Source organism: Planococcus sp. ISL-109, assembly GCF_018613655.1.
Classification (GTDB): Bacteria; Bacillota; Bacilli; order Bacillales_A; family Planococcaceae; genus Planococcus.
On the sequence record NZ_JAGGPW010000014.1, the window covers coordinates 128111 to 151232 of the forward strand.

General features: G+C 50.7%; 20 protein-coding genes and 1 pseudogene. 9 read left to right on the plus strand and 12 right to left on the minus strand.

The window, feature by feature from the left end:
- The first annotated feature begins 85 nt into the window (after window positions 1-85).
- Both J7E21_RS11090 and J7E21_RS11095 read left to right on the plus strand, forming a co-directional pair.
- Window positions 86-1048 (plus strand): FecCD family ABC transporter permease, encoded by a 963-nt coding sequence (locus J7E21_RS11090; protein ID WP_483313492.1) that lies wholly within the window; start codon window positions 86-88, stop codon window positions 1046-1048.
- Window positions 1045-2052, plus strand: coding sequence for a FecCD family ABC transporter permease (locus J7E21_RS11095; protein ID WP_215107611.1), 1008 nt, complete (start codon window positions 1045-1047; stop codon window positions 2050-2052). Before J7E21_RS11090 ends, J7E21_RS11095 begins: the two co-directional genes overlap by 4 nt.
- A 50-nt stretch (window positions 2053-2102) precedes the next feature.
- Here the strand turns inward: J7E21_RS11095 and nhaC are convergent, their stop codons facing one another.
- Window positions 2103-3575 carry a Na+/H+ antiporter NhaC gene (gene nhaC, locus J7E21_RS11100; protein ID WP_215107613.1) on the minus strand — a complete coding sequence of 491 codons (1473 nt, stop codon included), beginning with the start codon at window positions 3573-3575 and terminating at the stop codon, window positions 2103-2105.
- A gap of 201 nt (window positions 3576-3776) precedes the next feature.
- Here nhaC and J7E21_RS11105 point away from each other — a divergent pair, with 201 nt between their 5' ends.
- The 3 genes from J7E21_RS11105 to J7E21_RS11115 all read left to right on the plus strand — a co-directional run bounded on the left by J7E21_RS11105 (window position 3777) and on the right by J7E21_RS11115 (window position 6271).
- Window positions 3777-4313, plus strand: coding sequence for a dihydrofolate reductase family protein (locus tag J7E21_RS11105; RefSeq protein WP_215107615.1), 537 nt, complete (start codon window positions 3777-3779; stop codon window positions 4311-4313).
- Window positions 4314-4424: 111 nt separating this feature from the next.
- Window positions 4425-5771, plus strand: coding sequence for a magnesium transporter (mgtE, locus tag J7E21_RS11110; protein WP_215107617.1), 1347 nt, complete (start codon window positions 4425-4427; stop codon window positions 5769-5771).
- A gap of 86 nt (window positions 5772-5857) precedes the next feature.
- On the plus strand, window positions 5858-6271 hold the full coding sequence (locus tag J7E21_RS11115; RefSeq protein WP_215107619.1) for a DUF4395 domain-containing protein: 414 nt from the start codon (window positions 5858-5860) through the stop codon (window positions 6269-6271).
- A 247-nt stretch (window positions 6272-6518) separates the two neighbouring features.
- Here J7E21_RS11115 and J7E21_RS11120 read toward each other — a convergent pair whose 3' ends face one another.
- From J7E21_RS11120 to J7E21_RS11145, 6 genes are all read right to left on the minus strand, one after another.
- Complete coding sequence (locus J7E21_RS11120; RefSeq protein WP_215107621.1) at window positions 6519-7796, minus strand: glutamate-5-semialdehyde dehydrogenase; 1278 nt, start codon at window positions 7794-7796, stop codon at window positions 6519-6521.
- Window positions 7797-7825: 29 nt separating this feature from the next.
- The gene (gene proB / locus J7E21_RS11125; RefSeq protein ID WP_215107623.1) at window positions 7826-8596 is read right to left on the minus strand and encodes a glutamate 5-kinase; all 771 of its coding nucleotides are present in this window, start codon (window positions 8594-8596) and stop codon (window positions 7826-7828) included.
- A 509-nt stretch (window positions 8597-9105) separates the two neighbouring features.
- Window positions 9106-9393 carry a lipoprotein gene (locus J7E21_RS11130; RefSeq protein ID WP_215107625.1) on the minus strand — a complete coding sequence of 96 codons (288 nt, stop codon included), beginning with the start codon at window positions 9391-9393 and terminating at the stop codon, window positions 9106-9108.
- A gap of 72 nt (window positions 9394-9465) precedes the next feature.
- Window positions 9466-10500 carry a hypothetical protein gene (locus J7E21_RS11135; RefSeq protein WP_215107627.1) on the minus strand — a complete coding sequence of 345 codons (1035 nt, stop codon included), beginning with the start codon at window positions 10498-10500 and terminating at the stop codon, window positions 9466-9468.
- 364 nt (window positions 10501-10864) lie between these two features.
- Window positions 10865-11938: a branched-chain amino acid aminotransferase gene (locus J7E21_RS11140; protein ID WP_215107629.1), complete on the minus strand. Its 1074-nt coding sequence runs from the start codon at window positions 11936-11938 to the stop codon at window positions 10865-10867.
- Between the two features lie 113 nt (window positions 11939-12051).
- On the minus strand, window positions 12052-12666 hold the full coding sequence (locus tag J7E21_RS11145; RefSeq protein ID WP_215107630.1) for an NUDIX hydrolase: 615 nt from the start codon (window positions 12664-12666) through the stop codon (window positions 12052-12054).
- Between the two features lie 153 nt (window positions 12667-12819).
- Here J7E21_RS11145 and J7E21_RS11150 point away from each other — a divergent pair, with 153 nt between their 5' ends.
- Window positions 12820-13578 carry a purine nucleoside phosphorylase YfiH/LACC1 family protein gene (locus tag J7E21_RS11150; RefSeq protein ID WP_215107632.1) on the plus strand — a complete coding sequence of 253 codons (759 nt, stop codon included), beginning with the start codon at window positions 12820-12822 and terminating at the stop codon, window positions 13576-13578.
- Between the two features lie 496 nt (window positions 13579-14074).
- On the opposite strand, the gene J7E21_RS11155 is transcribed toward J7E21_RS11150, so the two are convergent.
- Window positions 14075-17176, minus strand: a complete 3102-nt coding sequence (locus J7E21_RS11155; RefSeq protein ID WP_215107634.1) for a DEAD/DEAH box helicase — start codon at window positions 17174-17176, stop codon at window positions 14075-14077.
- 160 nt (window positions 17177-17336) lie between these two features.
- Here J7E21_RS11155 and J7E21_RS11160 point away from each other — a divergent pair, with 160 nt between their 5' ends.
- Together J7E21_RS11160 and J7E21_RS11165 are read left to right on the plus strand one after the other, a co-directional pair.
- Entirely contained in the window at window positions 17337-17786 is a 450-nt protein-coding gene (locus J7E21_RS11160) for an SRPBCC family protein (protein WP_215107636.1), read from the plus strand.
- Window positions 17787-17929: 143 nt separating this feature from the next.
- Window positions 17930-18688: pseudogene (locus J7E21_RS11165) on the plus strand (SDR family oxidoreductase).
- A gap of 223 nt (window positions 18689-18911) precedes the next feature.
- Here the strand turns inward: J7E21_RS11165 and J7E21_RS11170 are convergent.
- Complete coding sequence (locus tag J7E21_RS11170) at window positions 18912-19370, minus strand: potassium channel family protein (protein ID WP_215107638.1); 459 nt, start codon at window positions 19368-19370, stop codon at window positions 18912-18914.
- A 240-nt stretch (window positions 19371-19610) separates the two neighbouring features.
- Between J7E21_RS11170 and J7E21_RS11175 the strand changes: the two genes are divergently transcribed.
- On the plus strand, window positions 19611-20147 hold the full coding sequence (locus J7E21_RS11175; RefSeq protein WP_215107640.1) for an ECF transporter S component: 537 nt from the start codon (window positions 19611-19613) through the stop codon (window positions 20145-20147).
- A gap of 132 nt (window positions 20148-20279) precedes the next feature.
- On the opposite strand, the gene mqo is transcribed toward J7E21_RS11175, so the two are convergent.
- The 3 genes from mqo to J7E21_RS11190 form a co-directional block, all read right to left on the minus strand.
- Window positions 20280-21809: a malate dehydrogenase (quinone) gene (mqo, locus tag J7E21_RS11180; protein WP_215107641.1), complete on the minus strand. Its 1530-nt coding sequence runs from the start codon at window positions 21807-21809 to the stop codon at window positions 20280-20282.
- 383 nt (window positions 21810-22192) lie between these two features.
- Window positions 22193-22384 carry a hypothetical protein gene (locus J7E21_RS11185; RefSeq protein WP_215107643.1) on the minus strand — a complete coding sequence of 64 codons (192 nt, stop codon included), beginning with the start codon at window positions 22382-22384 and terminating at the stop codon, window positions 22193-22195.
- 78 nt (window positions 22385-22462) lie between these two features.
- Window positions 22463-23035: a DNA-3-methyladenine glycosylase I gene (locus J7E21_RS11190; protein WP_215107645.1), complete on the minus strand. Its 573-nt coding sequence runs from the start codon at window positions 23033-23035 to the stop codon at window positions 22463-22465.
- Window positions 23036-23122: the final 87 nt, after the last annotated feature.

A 23122-nucleotide genomic window follows, 5' to 3' on the forward strand; every position in this document is an offset into this window, starting at 1 on the left:
TCTGCTCAGCGGAATCCCTTTATCCTTTCTATGGAAAAGATGATGAAGCATGCGTTATAACGTCCGTTACACTTACATATTAGGAATGAGCTTGCTAGCACTTGTGCTGGCTTTTGTCGTGTCTATGATTTTCGGCGCAGCCGATGTCAGCCTGAAAAACCTTTGGCTCGCCTTGTTTTCCGACAGCACCGGACAGCAAATCTTAGTCATCCGGGAAATCCGTCTGCCGCGTGAAGCGGCGGCTGTCTTTGTCGGCGCAGCGCTTGCTGTGTCCGGGGCGATCATGCAAGGCATGACCCGCAACCCACTTGCTGACCCCGGCCTGCTCGGATTGACGGCTGGTGCCAATGCGGCGCTCGCGGCAACTTTGGCTTTTATTCCGGGAGTCAATTATTTCGGCATTATGATCGCCTGCTTTATCGGTGCTGCACTTGCGGCTGGTCTTGTGTTTGGCATCGGAGCATCCCACCGCGGCGGCTTTTCGCCGTTTCGCATCATTCTTGCCGGTGCTGCAGTATCTGCTTTTTTGACGGCTATCGCAGAAGCAATCGGCTTATTGTTTAAAATCTCAAAAGATGTCTCGATGTGGACTGCGGGCGGATTGATCGGTACCTCTTGGGGACAGCTCCAGATTATCGTGCCGTTTATCTCACTCGCACTGCTGGCAGCGCTACTCTTATCCCGCCAACTTGCGGTACTGAGTTTGAGTGAGGAAGCAGCAATCGGGCTCGGCCAGAAGACCGGGCAGATCAAGGCGATGCTGTTTGTCGTTGTTACGCTGCTTGCCGGCGCCGCGGTTGCGCTCGCCGGAAACTTGGCGTTTATCGGTTTGATGATTCCGCATATCGTCCGCGCCATCGTCGGGAGCGATTACCGTTTCATCATCCCGATGTCTGCTGTAACAGGCGCAATTTTCATGCTACTCGCCGACTTGTTCGGCCGCACCATCAATGCGCCTTTTGAAACGCCGGTCGCAGCGATTGTTGCTGTGCTCGGCTTGCCATTCTTCCTACTCATCGTCCGTAAAGGAGGAGGTGCGTTCTCATGATTCAACAATACGTGATTCGAAAACAACGCATCACTCTTGCTGTACTTGGCGCGTTGATCATCGTAACCGCCATACTCAGCTTAGGCCTCGGCTATTCTACACTCGGCTTTGATCGGATTTTACCGGTTCTGTTTGGCCAAGGCGACTTTAAAGAAGAATTCGTGCTGTATTCTGTGCGGATGCCTCGGCTATTGATCACGTTCCTGGCCGGAATGGCGCTTGCGTTATCAGGTGCTGTGCTGCAAAGCATCACCCGCAATGATTTGGCAGATCCGGGTATCATCGGCATCAATTCTGGTGCTGGCGTTGCCATTTCCGTGTTCTTTTTGTTCATGCCGGTCGACCCGGGATCTTTTACATTCATGCTCCCGTTCGTTGCGTTTATCGGTGCGTTTATTACATCCATACTGATTTACTTGTTTTCCCGCGATCCGCGGACCGGCCTCCAGCCGGTCCGCCTCGTGCTGGTCGGCATCGGTTTTTCAATGGCCTTATCCGGTGTCATGATCGTGCTCATTTCATCGGCCGACCGTGAAAAAGTCGACTTTATCGCGCGCTGGCTGGCTAGCTCGATTTGGGGCACCGACTGGCCCTTTATTCTAGCGTTGTTGCCATGGCTCGTCATCCTCATACCGTTTGTCTTGTATAAAGCCAATCGCCTGAATATTCTAGGGCTCGGGGAACCGGCCGCCATCGGGCTCGGGCTCAACATCGGCAAAGAACGCGCGGTTCTTTTGCTTGCGGCGGTCGCCCTTGCCGCTTCCGCTGTTTCAGTCACAGGAAGCATCGCCTTTATCGGTTTGATGGCCCCACACCTCGCGAAAGCGCTCGTCGGGCCGCGCCATCAATTGTTCCTGCCCGTGGCGATTCTGCTGGGTGGCTGGCTGCTACTGGTTGCTGACACGATTGGCCGCAATATCCTTGAACCGTCCGGCATCCCGGCAGGTGTCATGGCAGCGCTGATTGGCGCTCCTTACTTCGTTTACTTGTTAATGAAAAAATAAATAAAAAACGGCTTGCGCTCACGATGAGCACTAGCCGTTTTTTTATGTCGTTATACTGGTTCACTTTGCTGTGATTCCAGTTCCATGCGAGCTTCACGGTCTTTGATTTTCTGCATTTCCTCATCGCTCATGAATTCAACTTTCCAGCCGAGGAATGCCATGATGATTGCGATGATCGGCACCGAATAGTTCAAGACGGCATACGGCGCATAAGCGAAAGGATGCACGGCAAGCGTCGCGAAGATGAATACCCCGCACGTATTCCACGGAACGAATGGCGACGTGATCGTCCCCCCGTCCTCTAAGGCGCGCGATAAGTTTTTCGAATGCAATCCCTGATCTTGATATGCCCGGGCGTACATCCGGCCTGGCAGGAGAATCGAAATATACTGCTCGGACGCAGTGACATTCGTCAAAAATGCTGATGCGACTGTCGCGGCGATGAGGCTGCCGGCGGTTTTTGCCAACATCAAAATCTTGGTGACGATCGATTTCAGCATACCGGTATGTTCCAACACGCCGCCGAAAGTCATGGCGAAAATCGTCAAGGAAATAACGAACATCATGGAATCGATGCCGCCGCGGTTAAACAGCGAATCGACCATTTCGTTGCCGGATGTGATGACGTAACCGTCATGAAGCGCATTGACTGCATCTGCGATTGAACCGCCCTGCACAAGGATATGGCACAGCCAGCCAAGAACGATGCCGACACCGAGCGCCGGCAATGCCGGCACTTTTCTCATAACCAATACAATGACTGCGAGCGGCACGAGCAGCAATAGCGGCGAGATGACAAAGTTCTCTTCGAGCGACGCCAAGATGGCGTTGATATTCTGTGCGTCGATGGCATTGCCGCCGAACTGGCGGCCGAGGAAGAAATACGCGATCAGCGCGATGATGAGCCCCGGAATCGTCGTATAAACCATGTGGCGGATGTGGACGAACAAATTGGTGTTCGTGACCCCAGCCGCGAGGTTCGTCGTGTCCGACAACGGTGACATTTTGTCGCCGAAGTAAGATCCCGAAATGACGGCACCAGCGACCATGGCGGCAGGAATGCCCATGCTCGCCCCGATGCCCATACCAGCGATGCCGACTGTTCCCATCGTTGACCAGGAACTGCCGATCGCACCGGCAACTAATGCACAGATCAAACAGATTGTGACGAGGAATAAGGACGGCGTAATGATTTTCAAGCCATAATAAATCATTGTCGCGACGATGCCTCCGCCGATCCAGGAAGCGATGATCATCCCGACCATGATGATGATGACCAAAGCTGGAAGCGCGAGGCGTATTCCTTTATAAGCCCCTTCTTCGATCATGTGCCAGCGATACCCCAATCGCCAGGCAATGATGACCGCTACTGTAGTGCCGAGAAGCAAGGGAATATGCGGGCTTCCCTCGAAAATGATGATGGTGATGGCCATCGCCGTCACCATGAAGATCAGCGGCAGCAAAGCGAGCCCAAAAGGCACTTCAATCTCCTGCTGCTTCGGACGTTTTTTCTTCTCTTCCATATGTTTAAGCCCCTTTGTAAAGATAGAATAAATACTTGTATTTATTTTGCCACTATACTGTTTTCTTTACCATAAAAATTTTCAGATTACAGGGGTTTTTCGGGCTTCGGAATAGTCTGAAGCAGGAATAATCAAGTCATGCATCGAAGAGTACCGATATCGCTGTGCTCCCGGCCATAATATGGAAAGGGGAAGATGAACGTGGGAAAATTGACTGTCTCCATGTATGTGACACTCGACGGTATTATGGAAGAGCCGTCATGGACTGCCGCTTACTGGGACGATGAACTCGCCCAGTTTCAATTAGACCAGCTATACGGCAACGATGCGCTGCTGCTCGGGCGTGTCACGTATGATGGATTTGCCGCGACCTGGCCGACCGCCGAAGATAGCCGCGGATTTGCCGATCGGATGAATGAAATGCCGAAATACGTTGTGTCGAACACATTGAAACGAACCGAATGGAATACACGCCTGATCAACCACGATGCAGTAGCCGAAATCAAACGGCTGAAAAAGACCGGCCAGCGCCTGCTCGTCTACGGGAGCGCAGAGCTCATCGATACGCTGATCGCCCATGATTTGGTCGATGAATTGCATTTGATGACGTTTCCGCTCATCCTCGGCGAAGGCAAAAAGCTATTCCGTGACGGCGTCGCGCCGAAAGCGTTTAAGCTGTTGAATAGTTTTGCAACCGACCAGGGCGTCTTGATCGCCAACTACGCCCCCGAACGTTGATTGCATATTTTTCGTTTTTGCGGGCATAATAGTATTGTTACTTCCCTTTGGGGAAAGAACAAACAAGACCTTCTTTTGATTAAGGTCTGCCCGAAAGGAGTCGCCCGCGCGATGACAGAAAATGAAATTTCTTTAGCTTTGATCCAATCTTTAAAAGCAGGCCGCACAAATGATTTCCAAATGATTTTGGAAGAGCTGCAGCCGTATGATATCGCCGTGCAATATCGCAACTTGCCGGAAAAACACCGGGAACGCTTCCTGCTGCACTTGACCATCCGGCAATTGACCGAGCTCATGCAGGAACTTCACCGTGATGATCAAGTCCGACTGCTCGAACGCATGACGGTTGACCAATCGACGAAAGTGCTCGATTTGATGGACAATGACGACCTTGTCTCGCTATTGTCCGATCTCGAGCCGAACTTGATTGAAGAACTCCTATCACGGATGAACCGTGAGGAATCTTCCTATATCCAAAAAACGATGAGTTATCCACCGGAAACAGCGGGACGCATCATGAACAACCGCTACGTCTGGATTCCTCGCTATTATACGATCCGTGAAGCGATTGACAAAATCCGCGATTTCGCGGAAATTGCCGAGTACTTGAACTATTTGTATGTCGTCGATGAAGACAAACAGCTAGTCGGCGTCGTTTCTTATAAAGACTTGATTCTCGGTCAGCTTGACGATGAAATTGAAGAGGTCATGTATACGCGCGTCGTCAAAGTCGATGCGCTGACCGACCAGGAAATCGCGGCTGACATTATCGGCCGCTACGACTTTATCACCTTGCCCGTCGTCGATACTGAAAATCGGCTGCTCGGCATCATCACCGTCGATGATGTCATCGATGTCGTCTTGCAGGAAGCAAACGAAGACATCGAAAAACTTTCCGCATCCGGTAAAGCGATCGACTTCCAGACTCCACCGCTCGTTGCCGCTTACCGCCGCTTGCCCTGGCTTATTCTGCTGTTATTTATCGGACTTATATCCGGCGGCATCATCAGCCGCTTCGAAAATACGCTGCAAACGGTCGTCGCCTTGGCGTTCTTTATGCCGATGATCGCCGGCATGACCGGCAACACCGGTACCCAATCGCTCGCCGTCGTTGTGCGTGGCCTGGTTGCCGAGCAGCCTGACCGCAAAGGGATAATCAAGCTGATTATCCGCGAACTGTGGGTCGGCATCATCATCGGCGTGACGTGTGCGATTTTGATTATGCTCATCGCTTACGTGTGGCAAGGCAATATCGTCCTCGGCCTGGTCGTCGGCAGTTCCCTTCTGTTGACGCTGATCATCGGCACACTCGCCGGCACGATCATTCCGTTGATTTTATACAAGCTGAAAATCGATCCGGCTGTAGCGTCGGGACCGCTCATTACCACCATCAATGATATATTGTCCTTGCTCATTTATTTCGGGCTTGCTTCGCTGTTCATCTCTCGTTTGATGTGAACAGCGTTTTTTCATTTCAACACTTTTTTCTTTATTCCGAGTAAACAACTATGTATAATAGATAAAAAAAGCTCGGAGGTATACATATGACGATTCCAAAACCGCTCGTCCAACTCAATCAAGCTTTCCTCGTCACAACCGCTCTCGCTGGTCTTATCATCCATCCGTCCATCCTGCTCGTTCCGTTCGGGATCGGCGTCATCACTTTGCTGACGAAAAAGAATCCACTCATCGCCAATAGCCGCCGCTTTTTGCCAAAGCCCCCAAGTGCTTATGCTCAGGAAGACCGCGACCAGCAATTATTCAACCAATGGATTGCGACGGTCTGCCTCGGGCTCGCGCTCGCCTTCTTCGCACTCGGCATGCCAAGTTTAGCCACTGTATTTGCAGCTATGGTCATCATCGCTGCAGGAGTGGCGCTCATGGGCTATTGCATCGGCTGCAGCGTGCGCTATCAGCTGCTCATGTGGAAACATCGCCGGACGAAAACGGATTTTTGATCGAACGAAAAACAGCCCCGAAGATATCTTCGGGGCTGTTTTTTTATTGAAAATCCTACTTTTAAACTTACTGATGGTAATGTAAGCTGCGAATGAATGAGCGCGATTTTCTTGCTCATTCATTTGCGACGCATCTGCCTAGCAGATGTGGGAGCAACTCTTCTTTTCTTGCAATTCTCTTACTTTAATAAAAGGCGGCTGCCCCTGAAAGTCATTTTCATGACATTTCGGGACAGCCGCCTTTTTCTTATTTGATTTGTCCGTTGCCTTTAATGATGTATTTTGTCGAAGTCAGTGCCGGCAAGCCCATCGGTCCGCGCGCGTGGAGCTTTTGCGTGCTGATGCCGATTTCGGCGCCGAAACCGAACTCAAAACCGTCCGTAAAGCGTGTCGATGCGTTATGGTAAACCGCTGCAGCATCCACTTCTGTGAAGAACTGCTGGACGCTTTCCGCGTTTTCCGAAATAATCGCTTCGGAATGCTTCGTGCCGTACTGGTTGATATGCTTGACCACTTCACCCACACCATTTACCGTTTTCAGCGCAAGTTCGTAAGCCAAGTACTCTGTACCCCAGTCCGCTTCTTCGGCCGGGATGATGTTGCTCCCTGCCTGTTGCGACGCTTCATCACCGTGGATTTTCACGTCTTTCGCTTGAAGCGCCGAAATCAATTCCGGCAAATGCTGCTCGGCCCATTTTTCATGGACGAGAATTGTTTCACAGGAATTGCAGACAGAAGGCCGCTGGGTTTTAGCGTTGAGTGCGATGTTGATCGCCATGTCTTTATCCGCTGTCTCATCAATATAAATGTGGCAATTGCCTGCGCCGGTCTCAAGGACCGGTACCGTCGAGTTCGCCACAACTGTCTTGATCAAGTTCGCCCCGCCGCGCGGAATCAATACGTCCAAATACTCGTTCAGCTTGAACATTGCAGAAGCTGCTTCGCGACTCGTGTCTTCCAATAATTGCACCGAATCGACTGGCAGCCCGCTTTTTTCGAGTGCACGGTGAATGACCGCCACAATTGCTGTATTCGAGTAGATCGCTGTCGAACTGCCGCGCAGGACGACCGAGTTGCCAGTTTTCAGGCACAAGCTCGATGCATCCACTGTGACGTTCGGGCGAGCTTCGTAAATCATGCCTACGACACCGAGCGGCACACGGATTTTCGACATGTCGAGTCCGTTCGGCTGCTGCCAATGTTCGAGCACTTCACCGACCGGGTCAGCAAGTTTCGTCAATTGCACGAGCGCATCCGCCATATCCGCTAAACGATCCGCGTCGAGCTTGAGTCGGTCAACGAGCGATTCGCTCATCCCATTCGCACGTCCTGCTTCGATGTCTTTCAAGTTTTCTTCCAAAATGAATTCTTTTTCAAGCAATAATTGCTTGGATATGAGTTCCAATGCTTTATTTTTAACGGCCGTGTCGGCTTTTGCGAGTTCCCCCGCTGCCTCTTTCGCCTTTTTCGCTTTTTGAATTAGTTCCGTTTCCAAAGCTTCTTCCTTTTGAAGAACTTCTGTCATCCAATCTTCTCCTTTCGAATTTCCGTAGCTTATGCCAATTCTTTCATTGGTTTTGCAATATACGTACCGTCGCCGTTTCCTTCGAGGATGTCGACGAGCTTTTCACTGCCTTCACCTGTTCCGATAAAGACGTCAACGCCGAAATTGTGCGCTGTTTTCGCAGCTTCGACTTTGGTCTTCATTCCACCCGTCCCGACATCGGACCCGGCACCGGACGCTGCTTCTATCAGTTCATCCGGAATGTTCGCCAGATGCGTGTATTTCTCCGCTGCCGGATTGGTTTTCGGATTGTCTGCATAAATGCCGTTGATGTCTGTCAAAATGATTAATTGATCGGCGCGCACAAGTCCGCTGACAAGTGCTGACAACATGTCGTTGTCGCCGAACGTCAAGTCTTCGACCGCTACCGAATCGTTTTCGTTAAGGACCGGCATCATGCCGCGCTCCAACAATTTCGAAATGGTATCGTTCGCTTTCAGATATAAATCTTTCGTCAATAATAATTGAGCCGAGACGATGTCATGGTTCTTGAACTCTGTCGCATATGCTTGCGCCAGCAGGCTTTGCCCGACCGCTGCGGCCGATTGCTTGTCTACTACTGTATCCGGACGCGACAGATAGCCCATGCTCATGCATCCGGCTGCAACTGCCCCCGAGGAAATTAAAATGACGTCATGGCCTTCTTCTTTTATTCGAGCCAATGCTCCGACATGTTCCCGCAACTTCGTGATGGACAATTTTCCATGACTGTCCGTCAGCGAGCTGCTACCAATTTTTACTACGATTCTCTTCTTTTCCATTGTTACAGTCACCACCCGATTTTTGATAAATAAATGAGTTCTCCCATTAATGATCAAAAGCGGAAGAACTCGGTCTCCGTAAAACGCTAGACAATGGCTGATTTCAGTTTTTCTGATAATAAGAATTATTATGCACTTATATGCATTTTAAGTCAACCTTTAATTCCACAAATACTTACAAAACAGTTTTCAGAAATTGCGAACTTGCATATTTGTGTATATTTATTCAAGTATGCACGTTTCATTTTAACCATTCCTGGTTCCGGAGTCGACACGTGCGAAATAAGTCCATCATCGGCAATATGCGATAAATTTTCTATGGCCGCAACACGCCGATAGTAAGTAGCAAGTGTAACATAACTAGAGGGTATATCAAGTTTAAGGAGGGGATTTCGCCTTATGAAAGGGCTTACATCCATCCTTTTAAATAGGTATAAAGTATTGTTAGGGGTTCAACAAAAGCCCAAACCATAAGGGATTCGGGCTTTTTCCATACGAGTGGCGCTATTTCATTCTAAAGTACCATTAAATAAAGCGCCTTGTTCATCCAGATGAATCAATTCCAAGCGCTGCGTGTCTTTTACGTAGACACTTTTGTAAACTTTTGCTCCCGCCTCGTCCGCAAAGAACAATACGCGGCTTCCGTCGTTATCAGTTTCCACTTCTGTTTCATATTCCGACACATCGATATGCTCGGCAATCCGGTCGTATTCTTCATATTCGTGCAATTTATGATCTTCGCCTGAACAGCCCGCCAAAAACAGTGTCAGCGTCAAAGCAAGTGTGCTTTTCTTCATTAATGCAGCCAACCTCCGAAAGTTTTTTTCATCCTTTCCAGTTTAGCTGAAACTGCATTGCTGCTCCACCGTTTACTGTGGCGGCATGTCCTCGCTCCGGCGCTTCGCTGCGCGGCGGTAGCCTTGGACGATGTCGCTTAACACCCCCGCAATCATAATCACCAGAATGCCGCCGAAAATCCATGTGAGCGCATTCGTGCCGCCGAAGGTATTAGTCAGGAACTCGGAAAACTCGCGGTTGAGCAGTTCAGAATTGGTGAACACGAGAATAAAGACCAATACCGACACTGTCTGAACGGCGGCATTGAATGCAGCGAGCCGATAATTCCAATAGCCTGCGCGCCATTGCCAGATGGCGAGCGCCAATTCCAGAACGATGACGAGCGCAACGAACGGCCAGTAGGATATCAGCACGTCCTGGTTGAAAATTGCCATTTGAAAGCGCAAGCCTTCCCCATCGTCAGTGTAGATGCCGAGCACTTTATCCGCATTGAAGTAGACGGTCGTCCAAATGACCATCCAGATCAAGCTGCCGAAAATCTGGCTTTTCGCCACTTTCGCTTCGACAGGCTCCAATAAACTTTCCTGACTTTCCCATTGCTTCAGATCCTCCGGCGTCCATTCTTCCATCGTCAGCCCGAGCGGCGTCTCTGCCCCCGATTTATCCGCCCAGTCCATAAAGGCGACGACGAGCGTAATCCAGAACAAGGTTTGCATAATCGTATTGAAGATTGCGCTGATGATATTGCCGATGAGTGAGCCGAGCACGTTGAACAGCGTCTCGTCCTGCCCAATTCCTGAGACAATGCCGACGACGGTCACGACAATGAGCGTGATCAGCACGGCGAGTGGAATGACCAGCTTCAATAGCCGGACATAGAGATCGAAATAACGCGGGCCGATCAAATAGCGCCGCACCCTTCCGTACTGCTCCGCCATCAATGCCGGATGGCCGAGTTCCTGGAGCACTGTCCGCTCTTCGCTTTCCGTACTGTCATCCGTCAGTCGCTCCGCTAATTTGCTCCTAAGGTCTGCCTCTGCTTTCTCACGCCTGTCTTTCGGCAGCCGTTCGAGCACCGCGTAGATATACCGTTCACGTAGCTTCATGCCCCCATCTCCTTTGAGGTTTGATTGTCAGTCTAATCATGAAGGATTTATTTGGAAAATTCAACAAAGAGATCTAATAATTCAGACTTTTAAAGACTTAAGTAAATCATTTGTTTTTTAACAGAGACAACCGGCTCCAATAAAGAAAGCCAGTTGTCTCATTTCTTCTATACAAAGGAAGCTGGTGTGCCGATTATTCTTCTTGATCGACAAGTGATTTATTCCGCGGCGCGCGATTTTGCACGGCTTGCATGCGAATGTTTACGATTATGCGCCCGCCAAATGGCTGTTGTATTTGCTGAAGAAATTTGAACAGTGCAAAAAAGCCCGGACAATTGATGTCCGGGCTTTTTTGCACTGTATTTTATTTCACTTCGACTGTCCAGCCGAGCTTGTCTTCTAACTTCCCAGTCTGGATGCCGGTGATTGTGTCATAAAGTTTTTGCGACAATTCACCGATTTCGTGGTTGTTGACGATCATTTTCTTGCCTTGCCAGTTGAGTTCGCCGATCGGTGAAATGACCGCTGCCGTTCCGGTGCCGAACACTTCTTCTACTTTTCCGGCTTGGTACGCTTCGTACAACTCATCGATGGCGATGCGCTTCTCGGTCACCGGGATGCCCCATGAATTCAACAATTCGATGATCGACATGCGTGTGATACCTTTTAAGATACTGCCGGTGAGTTCTGGCGTGAACACTTCACCGTCGATTTTGAAGAAGATGTTCATGCTGCCGACTTCCTCGATATAGCGCTTTTCGATGCCATCGAGCCACAATACATCCGCATTGCCTTCTTTCTTGGCATTTGCTTGCGCCTGATAACCGGAAGAATAGTTGCCCGCTGTCTTGGCCATCCCCGTGCCGCCTTTGACCGCGCGCGTGAACTGGTCTTCGACATGGATGACGACCGGTTGCAAGCCGCCTGTGAAGTAAGAGCCGACCGGTGACAAGATGACCATATATTTATAAGTCGCAGACGGGCTGACCGCCAAATTCGCATCGGTCGCGATGATGTACGGGCGGATATAAAGCGAAGTGCCCGGTGTTTTCGGCACCCAATCCTGCTCGAGCTTGATTAATTGCTTCAGATGCTCCAGCACCAATTCTTCATCGATCGGCGGAATGCTCAAGCGTTCGCTCGACAAGTTTAGGCGCTCAAAGTTCTTCTCCGGACGGAACAATAATATGCGCCCGTCTTCTGTATGGTATGCTTTCATGCCTTCAAAAACCGTCTGTCCGTAATGGAAAATCATTGCTGCTGGATCCAAGGAAATCGGACCATACGGCACAATCTTCGGGTCATACCAGCCTTTTTCGGTATGATATTCCATGATGTACATATGATCAGTGAAGGTTTGGCCGAATGCAATCTGGTCCTGTGCCGGCTTGTCTTTTTTCGTGCTATTCTCGATTACTTCCAATTGATAAGTCGTCATGGTCATATCTCCTTTTATTACAATGATTTTTTCACTATTTCGCATAATCATACACGTGTTTCGGGTCACTGAAAAGGCTGTGAGCGAAATTCACCGAATATCGGACAAACGGCTCAGCGTATCACTTCCATGAAATGCATCAGAATTTTCGCAGTCAGTCCCCAAATGACGCGGTCTTCGTATAAATAGAAAAATTCATCCACTTGGCGCGCACGCCAACTGTAGTTTTCGCCTCCTGCAATCAAATCGTACGGGAAACTCTCTTCCGGCTGGATATCAAAATCGATGCGGTAAACACGCGGTTCATTCTCCAAAAAGAATTTCAGCGGTACCGTGAAGACACTGTCGACTTCCGGTGGGTTCGGCACAAAGTCCGTTTCAGGATCGATAAAGCCTGCAAACGAATAGACGATCATGCCGAACGGCGAAACAATATAATCGAGCGGAAAGACATTGCTGATCGCTGTCTTTTCGATGCCGAGCTCTTCCATCGTCTCACGCAAAGCGGTTTCTTCTTCATCATCGTCTCCGCGGTCGATCCGGCCGCCCGGAAAACAAATCTCCCCCGGCTGCCGCCTCATCTCAAATGAGCGCACTTCAAACAGAATATGGACGCCGTCTTCTTTTTCTATGAGCGGAAGCAAAATGGCGTATTTTGAGAAATCCCGGTTGCCGAGAACTTCCGGCACCCGTCCTTTGACCTTTTTCAAAATCTTTTCCGGTTCCATGCCATCACCTCGACTTTCTTTCCTCTTATCTTACCAAACAATCGGCGAACAAGGCCTATTGTTCGCTCTACCAAAGAGAAAAATTCAAAGTCCTCTCCGGCTCATTGGCGAACCGGTCCCTTAGCCGCTACAATGTAAGCGGAGGGGATAGATTTGAACCGAAAAACCTATATCGACAACGATTCCTATACAGCAGGCATTACCGTCAAAGACCTGCACACAAACAGCCATAACAACTTGGCGCTCCACGCCGGAAGCGAGCGCGCGCATTCACTGGCTAACCGCGAAGCATTGCTGGCATCTCTCGGCTATACGCTTGATGACTTGGTGTGCGCCAATCAAACCCACAGCAACCATTTCCGCGAAGTAACGCGTGCAGACGGGGGAAAAGGCGTGCGCACGACAGAAGACGCGATTCCGGACACCGATGCGCTTTATACTCGGGAAGCCGGGCTGGTTCTCGGGAGCTTCACCGCTGATTGTGTGCCTGTCACATTCTATCACGTTACGGAAGGGTTGGCCGGCACTGTCCATTCGGGCTGGCAAGGGACTGTGAAAGAACTCGTGCCGCGCATGCTTGTGCATTTGACCGGTAGCGAGGGATGCGCTCCTGAAGGCTTCCGCGTGCAGATTGGCATGGCGCTCAGCCAGGAGAAGTTTGAAGTGGATGAAGACGTCTATTTGAAGTTCAAAGCACTCGGCTATGCCGATCCGTTTATCGAGTTTAACGAGGCGACCGGGAAATACCATATCGACAACCAACTGACCGTCAAAACCCAGCTGGAACGCGCCGGCGTCCTACCTGAGTATATCGAGATCGACCGGAGCTGCACTTACATGAGCCCGGACGGCTTCTCGTACCGCGAAGACAAGCAATGCGGCCGGCACATGGCTTATATCGTTAAGAAATAACCTAAAAAGCTCTTCCGCATAGGAAGAGCTTTTTAGGTTTCTTGAGTTGAATTGGATTTGGAAACTTAGTGGACGTAGTAGCTAAAATCCTTTTGGTTATCCGTGACCTCACTGTACATTTATCACATAAGTATCCGCAGCTTCGCTTCACCCGTAAGCACGAGGCTGCTCTGTGGTTTCATTGGGTCCAGTATGTGAAAGGGTGTCCACTTCTTTTCTGTTCGCATGGCTGGAAAACCGCTTTGTTGGTGGAATAAGTACTAGCTACCCCTTTACTGTTCAAAAAGCAGTTGCCAAAATTTCTAGAAAATTTGTGAAGGCGATGAAATTTTCTACTACTGAAAATTTAAAGATGGAGCGGAAGGGGCCGACGCCTGGGGGACCGCGCGGGACTGGCGAAACAATGGTGGCGCGTCCTTTGCGGCAACTTGGTTCGACGCCCCCCGGCAAGCGTGCCCCTAGAGCGCAATCTCACGCCTTCACCATTTCTGCTCTATCAAATCATCAAGATCTCCCGAATGTCTTCTTCGCTCATCGCCTTCACAGCTTCCGACCCTGATTGGATCATCTCATCCACCAAATCCTGCTTACGCAGCTGCAAATCGTACATCTTCTCCTCGATTGTACCCTCCGCCACCAAACGCAGCACCTGCACTTCCTTAGTCTGCCCCATCCGGTGTGCACGGTCCGCCGCCTGCTGCTCGACTGCCGGGTTCCACCACAGATCATACAAAATGACCGTATCGGCGCCCGTCAAATTGAGTCCGGTGCCGCCTGCTTTCAAGGAAATCAAAAATAGATCCTCTTCCCCTTCGTTAAAGCGGTCGCACAATTCCACACGTTCTTTCGGCGGCGTCGCCCCGTCCAAATAGAAGTACGAACGGCCGGAGCGCAACAAAGCCTGCCCGATAAGGCTGAGCATGCCCGTGAACTGTGAAAACACCAGCACGCGCCGGCCGGTCAACCGCGCTTCCTCTAGAATCTCCATCAACTGATCGAATTTTGCCGAACCGCCCGAGTAGTCTTCCACAAACAACGACGGGTGGCAGCACAACTGACGGAGGCGCGTCAGTCCCGCGAGAATACGGATGCGGTTTTTGCGCATACTATTGTCGCGCAGATGCTTCAAGGCTTCGTGGCGCAACTCCGCAAGATAAGCGGTGTAGAGTTTTTTCTGTTCGTCATGGAGCACGGAATGCTCGATGCGCTCGACTTTTTGCGGAACTTCCCCGAGCACTTCCGCTTTCGTGCGGCGCAACAGAAATGGGCGCACGCGTTTCGCGATATCCACATTGCGCATTTCCGCGAATTGGCTGCGGTCCGGCAGCAGTGCCGGAAACACGACGTGGAAAATCGACCAAAGTTCATCGAGCGAGTTTTCGATCGGCGTCCCGGTCAAGGCAAAACGGTGCCGCGCGTTCAACTCTTTGACGGCTTTCGCCGTTTGCGTCGCCGGATTTTTGAATGCTTGGGCTTCATCAAAGAAAACCGTGTGGAACTTCCAATCTTTATACGAGCCGCGGTCCATCCGCAGCGCCGGATACGAGGTGATATAGACGTCTCCCGGCTGTTGGAGCGCCCCTTTCCGCTTCGCTTTCGATCCATCGACGATGACCGTCCGGATGTCCGGCGCGAACTGCTCGAATTCTGCGCGCCAATTGTACATAAGAGACGACGGCGCGACGATCAACGCCGGCTCATCGCTTGCCCGGATGTCGTCTAATACCGACTGCAAAAAGGCAATGCTCTGGACGGTTTTTCCGAGCCCCATCTCATCGGCTAATATGCCGCCAAAACCATACTGCGCAAGCAGGCGGAACCAGCTGAATCCGCGCTGTTGGTAATCGCGCAAAATCGGCGCCAGGAGTGGCGGCAGCTGTTCGGTCCGTGTCCACGGGTCGTGCAAGTTTTTCAGCAGACGCGCAAACTCTGTCCCGGTTTCCGACAGCTCATATTGTTCCAACGTGCCTGCCATGCGCATGCCCTCAAGCAGCGGCACCCGCTGCACACGCTCGAAATTGTCTTCATCGATGTTCATAGTTGTTAAATACTCTTCGAACGCCGCCATACCGGGCGTTTCAAGAGACATTAACGTTCCGTTAGGGATCCGGAAATAGCGCTTTTTCTCTCTAATGGCACGGATGATGCCGCGCAGTTCTTCTTCCGGTATGCCCTGGAGATCGAAACGGAACTCCAGCCAATCGGTCCGGTCTTTCGGCAAATTGACGCGGATTTTCGGACCGGGCAAAGTTTTCTCGATACGCAATTTCACCGAAATCGTCGCATAAACGTCGAGCCATTGTTCCAGCAGCGGCACGGTATCATAGAGAAATTCATATTCCGCTTCCTCGTCCTGCAGATAAAATCCGCCGTCTGTCTGGGTGAGCCGCCCCGATTCCATCAATTTCATGATTGCCTGTTCTTTTGCGAGCTGGCGAAACACTCCCGGATACTGGCGGTATGTTCCTTCCGGCTCTTCGCACGGGTTGATGTTGAGCTGGCCGTAATGAAATTCCAGCCCTGCCAGCAGGCGGTTTCGCACGCGGTCCAAATACAGTTTGGCGCGCAGCGGGGTTTCGCCGAATTTTTCAATTGCCCCTTCCGTCACGATGACCGGGCCGAGCTTTTCCAGCCCCGGCAGCACAGTCTTCATCATATGACCGACTTGGCTTTCGCCAATCGGCAGCTCTTCGCCCGCGTCTTTCATCAATTCCTGGAGTCCCGATAAGCGCTTCATGTCGGTCGGGGCCGGCTGGACAATCGCCTCTTCGGTGATTGCGAGACCGTATTTCGGAAAAATCTGGAGCCGGTCCAAGCCGCGGACGATGAGTCGGTACCCATTGTCCCGGTGATCCAAGCGAAACGACACAGGCAATGCGTCGGTTACACGAAGCGGCAGCATTTCCCCAACCGGATTTTCAAACTTGGCGTGGGCCATTTTCCACAACAGCGGCAGCAGGCGTTCCCAATCGCTTGCGGAAATGATTAAGGCGCCATTGTCATCCGGTTGCGAATTGCTTTTGTGCAAATACTGAAGCACTTCCACGATCGGTTGTTCCAGCGAATGGCGGACCGGGTCATACAGCTCTGAGCCTTGCCCATTTGCCAGTGCAGCGGTAAAGCTCTTTGGGTGCCTGACGTTTTTCAAGATTGCCGTCCCACTGCGAAATCCGAGTGTCAGTTCGCCGTGGCCTCCGCTTCGAACGACAGCTTCGACATGATACGGCATGCGCCGGTCAAAACGGTGCAGACGGGCTGATGGCTTGGCTTCTTCCTGGAACAGCCCCATCATCTGTTCGGCCAGTGGCCGCTCCCGATGCCCGAGTTCTTCTGCGGCGATCATGACAGCGGCGATATGGTGGCAATATGTATGGATAAACCCGACAGGCGGGCAGCTACATTCAGCGCCCACTGTCCCGGCTTGTGAGCGGGTCAATGTGACGTGGAACGAATCGCGCCCATCGACGACGCCTTTGATGCACTGATCGTCAGCTTCTGCGATGCGGACTTTTCCGGCCATTTGAAAAGCTTGGCCTTTTTTATAGGCAGCCTGGCCGCATAATTTGCGGATATGTTTGTCGCTGATCCAAAATTCCATAGCTGCCCCTTTCCACTGAGTAATAGTTTGTTGCCTTCATTATCCGGCATGCCGCGCTTGTCTTCAAGCGGATGGGCTTTACACAAGCAGTGCTTTTGACTTATAATAGACTTAATTTTCAGATATTTTTTACTAGATTGATTCTAAAGGGGGAAACAGAATGGCTCGTGCCCATCAAAGCCTATTTATCCAAGCACCGATCGATGACGTTTTTCAGTTTGCCAAAAAGCCCGAGAACTGGACCAGTTTCTATAACCATTTATCGACACCGGAAAAAATCGACGGTACCGGGGATGCGGGAACAGAGGTCGACACGGTGTTTTCCATTATCGGCTTGCGCTTTCCGGTGGCCATCAACGTAGTCCGCTGCGAACGCATCGGCGATGAAGGATTCTGGGAAGGCATCATCACCGGCAGCTTTATCGCCCATCAGAAGAGCCACTATCGCTCGATGGACGGCGGAACCGAAGTAACGTTCGAACTTGAAATCGACTTGCCCGATAGCGCATTCGACCGCTTCACAGAACGCCTCGTCTACGACCGCTTGGAAAGAAGCACGCTCCGCCACACACTCGAAAACCTCAAAGCCGCCTGTGAGTTGGAGCGTTAACAATTTTCCTTTATGGAATAAATGAAGTTATGCACGCTGCATGAAAAAGGAAGTAGAGCAATCGTCTCTTCTGAAGGACTTTTACGGAATCTCAACAATGAAAAACCATACATTCTATTACTCAGTTAGAAAGGATGAAGCAAATGAGATTAGAAGGAAAAGTAGCCATCGTCACCGGTGCAGCATCCGGCATCGGCAAATCCATCGCCACTTTATATGCAAAAGAAGGCGCAAAAGTCATCGTATCCGATATTAACCAGTAAGGCGCGGATGCTGTCGTCGAAGATATCAAGTCCCATGGCGGCGAAGCGATCGCCGCCGCCTGCAACGTCGTGAAAGAAGAAGACATCCAAAACTTAGTCGACAGCGCGGTCGCACAGTATGGCACGCTTGATATCCTCGTCAACAACGCCGGCATCATGGATAATTTCGAACCCGCTGCAGATATCGAAGACGACAGCTGGGAACGCATCTTCGCCGTCAACACGACAAGCGTCATGCGCGCCACCCGGAAAGCGCTGAAAGTGTTCCTCGAAAAAGGTTCCGGCAATATCATTAATATCGCCTCTATCGGCGGTTTGCAAGGTTCACGCGCCGGTGCCACCTATACCGCATCGAAACACGCGGTCGTCGGGTTCACGAAAAACACCGGATTTATGTATGCCAATAGTGGCATCCGCTGCAACGCGATTGCACCGGGCGGCGTAGAGACGAATATCGGCTCCACGATGACCCATATCAACGAATTCGGCATGGGCCGCACCCAATCCGGCATGGGCGTCAATCCACGCATGGGCAAGCCGGACGAAATTGCTTACGTTGCCTTGTTCCTTGCATCCGATGAATCGAGCTTCGTCAACGGCACCGTCATCACCGCGGACTCTGGATGGATCGCTTATTAATTATATAATTGAAAACCCGTGCGCCGAAATTCGGTGCACGGGTTTTTTTCCATTAAAAAACACCCCAGCCACAAGGGCGGGGTGTTTCGATAGCTGCGGCGTATCAGGCCACGCTCCACAACGTGTTCCCTTAAAAGGGGGGTGCCTGTCCGTCTTATGCAGCTTAGCTCATCGCGTAGTTAACAATAACGGATGGGCGGCATTCTGTCAATCTTTTGCTTTTTCAGTCCTGCTTTTCCCCGGTCTTATCCGATCCTTCCGCTTCTTCCTGCCCGACTTCGCCTTGCTTTCCGCTATCTGTCAAAACTTTAGCGAAATACGCCGCCGGCAACAACAAGCCGATCGCTGCCTGGACTAGAGAGAAAAAGCGCGCACTGCCGACCGGTACAATATCCCCGTAGCCGACCGACAGCATTGTCGTGCCGCTGAAGTACAAATAATCCCAAAAGTCATCCGCCCCGTCTTCCCCTTCTGCAGTCGCGATGCGCAAAATATCGCTTTGAGTGCCGAGTATTTGATAAAGCACCGCAAACCCGAACGTAATGCCGCCTAAAGAATAGAATAATTTCTGAAACAGCGGTGGATGGAAATGGCTATTGCGGAATTTGCGGCCCGTGAAAAAGAACCAGAGATTCGCAAGCATAAACAAAATGGTCAACCCGATCAATAGCGTCGCGATCATACAACCGATCCCTTCTCAATGCTCTGTTTGTTCTTCATGTTAAAAGCAAAAGGAGGAAATTGCCACTGCCCCGTCTTTCAAAACAAGCCAATACTCTCCTTTGTTAAAAACTGACCCCTAAAAATTCTTCATTATTGATACTTTTAACTGGGTCAATTCCTTGCTAAAGTAATCAAAAACTACATGACGTTACTTACAGGCATTTTGCTCAATGAGTGACCGGAAAGAAGGAATCGTTTCATGCAAAGAACTACGACTTACTCCAGCGGACGCACGTATAGCATGATCATCACATCGATGCTCATCGCGCTCGTCTTCGTTGCGACGCTGCTGCTCAATATCCGCCTGCCGATTGCAGCAAACGGCGGCCTTGTCCACCTCGGCACGACGATGCTATTCACAGCGGCGCTTTTGTTCGGGCCGAAAAAAGGTGCAATCGCCGGTGCAGCCGGCATGGGTCTCTTCGATTTGGTGTCCGGCTGGACGCTTTGGGCACCGATCACGATTATCGCGCGCGGCCTTCAAGGTTACCTGGTCGGGAAAATCGCCTGGTCGGGCGGGCGCGGCGGCGACAGCCTAGGCATTAATATTCTTGCCTGTGCCCTGTCGATACCGGTGATGGTCGCCATCTATTATCTGGGCGAAGCGGTCATCTTCAGCAGCTGGATCATCCCTGCTGCATCCATCCCAGGCAACCTCGTGCAAAACGCAGTCGGGTTGCTTCTCGCAATTCCACTCGTCGCGGCATTGAAGAAAACACCATATTTCAGAAACTGATATGAACAAACCCGCTTCCAGAATTCCGGAAGCGGGTTTTCTATTGCGGCGCCAGTCAAGTCTCTTGAAAAGCACCCTCTTTCAAAACTTCAAACCGCCGGGAAATTCCCGGCGGTTTGAAGTTTCTCTTTATTAAATTTGATGAGTCAAATCTTCCGGTGAATGGTCTGCCGGCTTCACTTCATTCAAATCCAGCACTTCTGCTGTATACTTGTGGACATGTTTCAACAGATCCGGGTTGTTCATCAACGATTTGCCGTAGGACGGAATCATTTCCTTGATCTGCGGCTCCCATTTCTCGAGCTCTTCTGGGAAGCAGCGGTTGAGTATATCAAGCATAACGTGGACGGCCGTGGACGCCCCTGGAGATGCGCCGAGCAATGCCGCGATCGAACCATCTGCCGAGCTGACGACTTCAGTGCCGAATTGCAGCGTGCCTTTGCCGCCTGCTTCGGTATCTTTAATGACTTGAACGCGCTGTCCGGCTACGACGAGGTCCCAATCTTCACTCTTGGCGGTCGGGATGAAATCGCGCAGCTCGTCCATGCGCTGTTCTTTCGACTGGATGACTTGCTGAATCAAGTATTGCGTTAAGGACAAGTTTTTCGCCCCGCCTGACAGCATCGTCAACAAGTTATTCGGTTTAACCGAACTGACCAAGTCAAGATATGAGCCGGTTTTCAAAAACTTCGGCGTGAAGCCTGCGAACGGCCCGAACAACAGTGATTTCTTGTCGTCGATAAAGCGCGTATCCAAGTGAGGCACGGACATCGGCGGTGCGCCGACTTTCGCTTTGCCGTACACTTTCGCGTGGTGCTGTTCGATGACTTCCGGATTTTTGCAGACCATAAACAAACCGCTGACTGGGAATCCGCCGATTTGCTTGGATTCCGGAATGCCGGATTTTTGCAGCAAATGGATGCTTCCGCCGCCGCCGCCGATAAAGACGAATTTCGCCGTATGCATATCGACTTTGCCGGTTTCCAAGTTGCGGATCTTCAATAACCAGCGGCCGTCTTTCATTTGTTTCAAGTCCTGCACCACATGGTGGTAGTGGACTTTGACTTGTTCTTTGACGAGGCGGTCAAACAGCATGCGCGTCAACGCACCGAAGTTGACGTCTGTTCCTGTATCGATTTTCGTTGCCGCAATCGGCTCGTTATCTGTGCGGTTTTCCATGATCAGTGGCATCCATTGTTTCAGGACAGCCGGGTCATCAGAGAATTCCATGCCCGTAAAGAGCGGGTTTGCCGCCATCGCTTCAAAGCGGTTTTTCAGGAAACGGACATTGTCTTCACCTTGCACCATGCTGATGTGCGGCAATGGGCGGATAAACTGTTCCGGGTTTTTCAAAAGACCCGTTTTGACCAAATGAGACCAGAATTGCGTCGACACTTGGAATTGCTCGTTGACGTTGATGGCTTTGCTGATGTCCATCGTTCCGTCAGGCTTTTCGGTCGTGTAGTTGAGTTCGCATAGGGCTGCGTGCCCTGTACCGGCATTGTTCCATTCATTCGAGCTTTCTTCGCCAGGACTTGAAAGTTTCTCAAAGACATTGATCGTCATGTCGGGAGACAATTCTTTCAATAGGATCCCCAAAGTCGCACTCATAACACCGGCACCGATTAAGATTACATCTGTATCAGTTTCTCTATTGCTCATATATACCGTCCTTTTCTACGTAAGTATTAGCGGCATTCAAACTCCACCGCTGCCGTTTTAAATCCATCATCTATTGTATGCCTCTTTGACACAAAATTTCTACTACTAACACATAATTATATACCATTGTGCGTACGGATTAAAGAAAAGCAGTCTTTATTCTGCATCAGCCCGCTGAAAAAGCAGATTTGCCTACTGAAGGCATGAAATTTTATCGCACAGGGCAACGGGGAGCTTCCCCGCAACGAAAAAAAGACAGCCTAATTTCCGGCGGCTTTTTCGCTTTTTTATATGGACTGAATACCCTCACCAACTCGGTCTGGATGCAACTTTCTTGTACATCGCGAGCAGGCCCCACAACACTAGCGTGGCTGCCAAAAAACTTAGTCCGTACCATAGCGGGGAAACCGCGTAGCCGAATGCACTTCTGCCTGCAGCACTTGTTCATTGCCGAACAGCGCTTCGATATTCGGCTGATACATCACCGTTTTGACGTAACCGATTAGAAACGCCGTCATCCAATACAGAACATGGACTAAAAATGCCCCGACTACAGCCTGCCACAAAAGTTTCATCCGGCTCACCCCCCTTTTCCATATTTTAGCATAAAGGGTGTTTTCTGAAAAAAATATAATCCAATATTTTCCATATTATTATGAAGGCTGCCTACGGTTCGTTGTATGGAATCGGCAAGTCTTCAGGTGATCATCGACCATGCCGATTGCCTGCAGAAACGAATATGTTGTGACCGGCCCGACGAATTTAAAGCCGCGTTTTTTCATTTCTTTGCTGAGCTGCACCGATAATGGAGATTCAGCTGGAATTTGTGCGTCCGTTTGCCAGTCGTTAATAATCGGCTCGCCATCCGTGAAGCTCCACAGAAAATCGGCGAAACTCGCATAATCGGCTTTTAGGTTTTGCACCGCCTGTGCGTTCGAGCGCACCGATTTGATTTTGCCGGCGTGCTTGATGACGCCGTATGTTTCTTTGATCGCCTCCAAATCCTCGTCCGTCAGAGCGGCACAATAATCGATATCAAAGTCATGGAACGCTTGCCTATAACTGTCGCGTTTTGACAGGACGATCTGCCACGACAAGCCCGTTTGCGCCCCTTCGAGCGTCAGCAATTCAAACAAATAGCGCTCATCCCGGCTCGGCCGGCACCATTCCTCGTCGTGATACGCCTGCATCCGTTCGCCGCCTTTCGGCCATGCACATTGCGTCATTTCAACACCTCCTTCATTCGGTTTCTTTCCCGGCTTCACCTGTAATGCATCGGTCTTTGCATTCAGTATAAATGCAAAGAAGAGGAG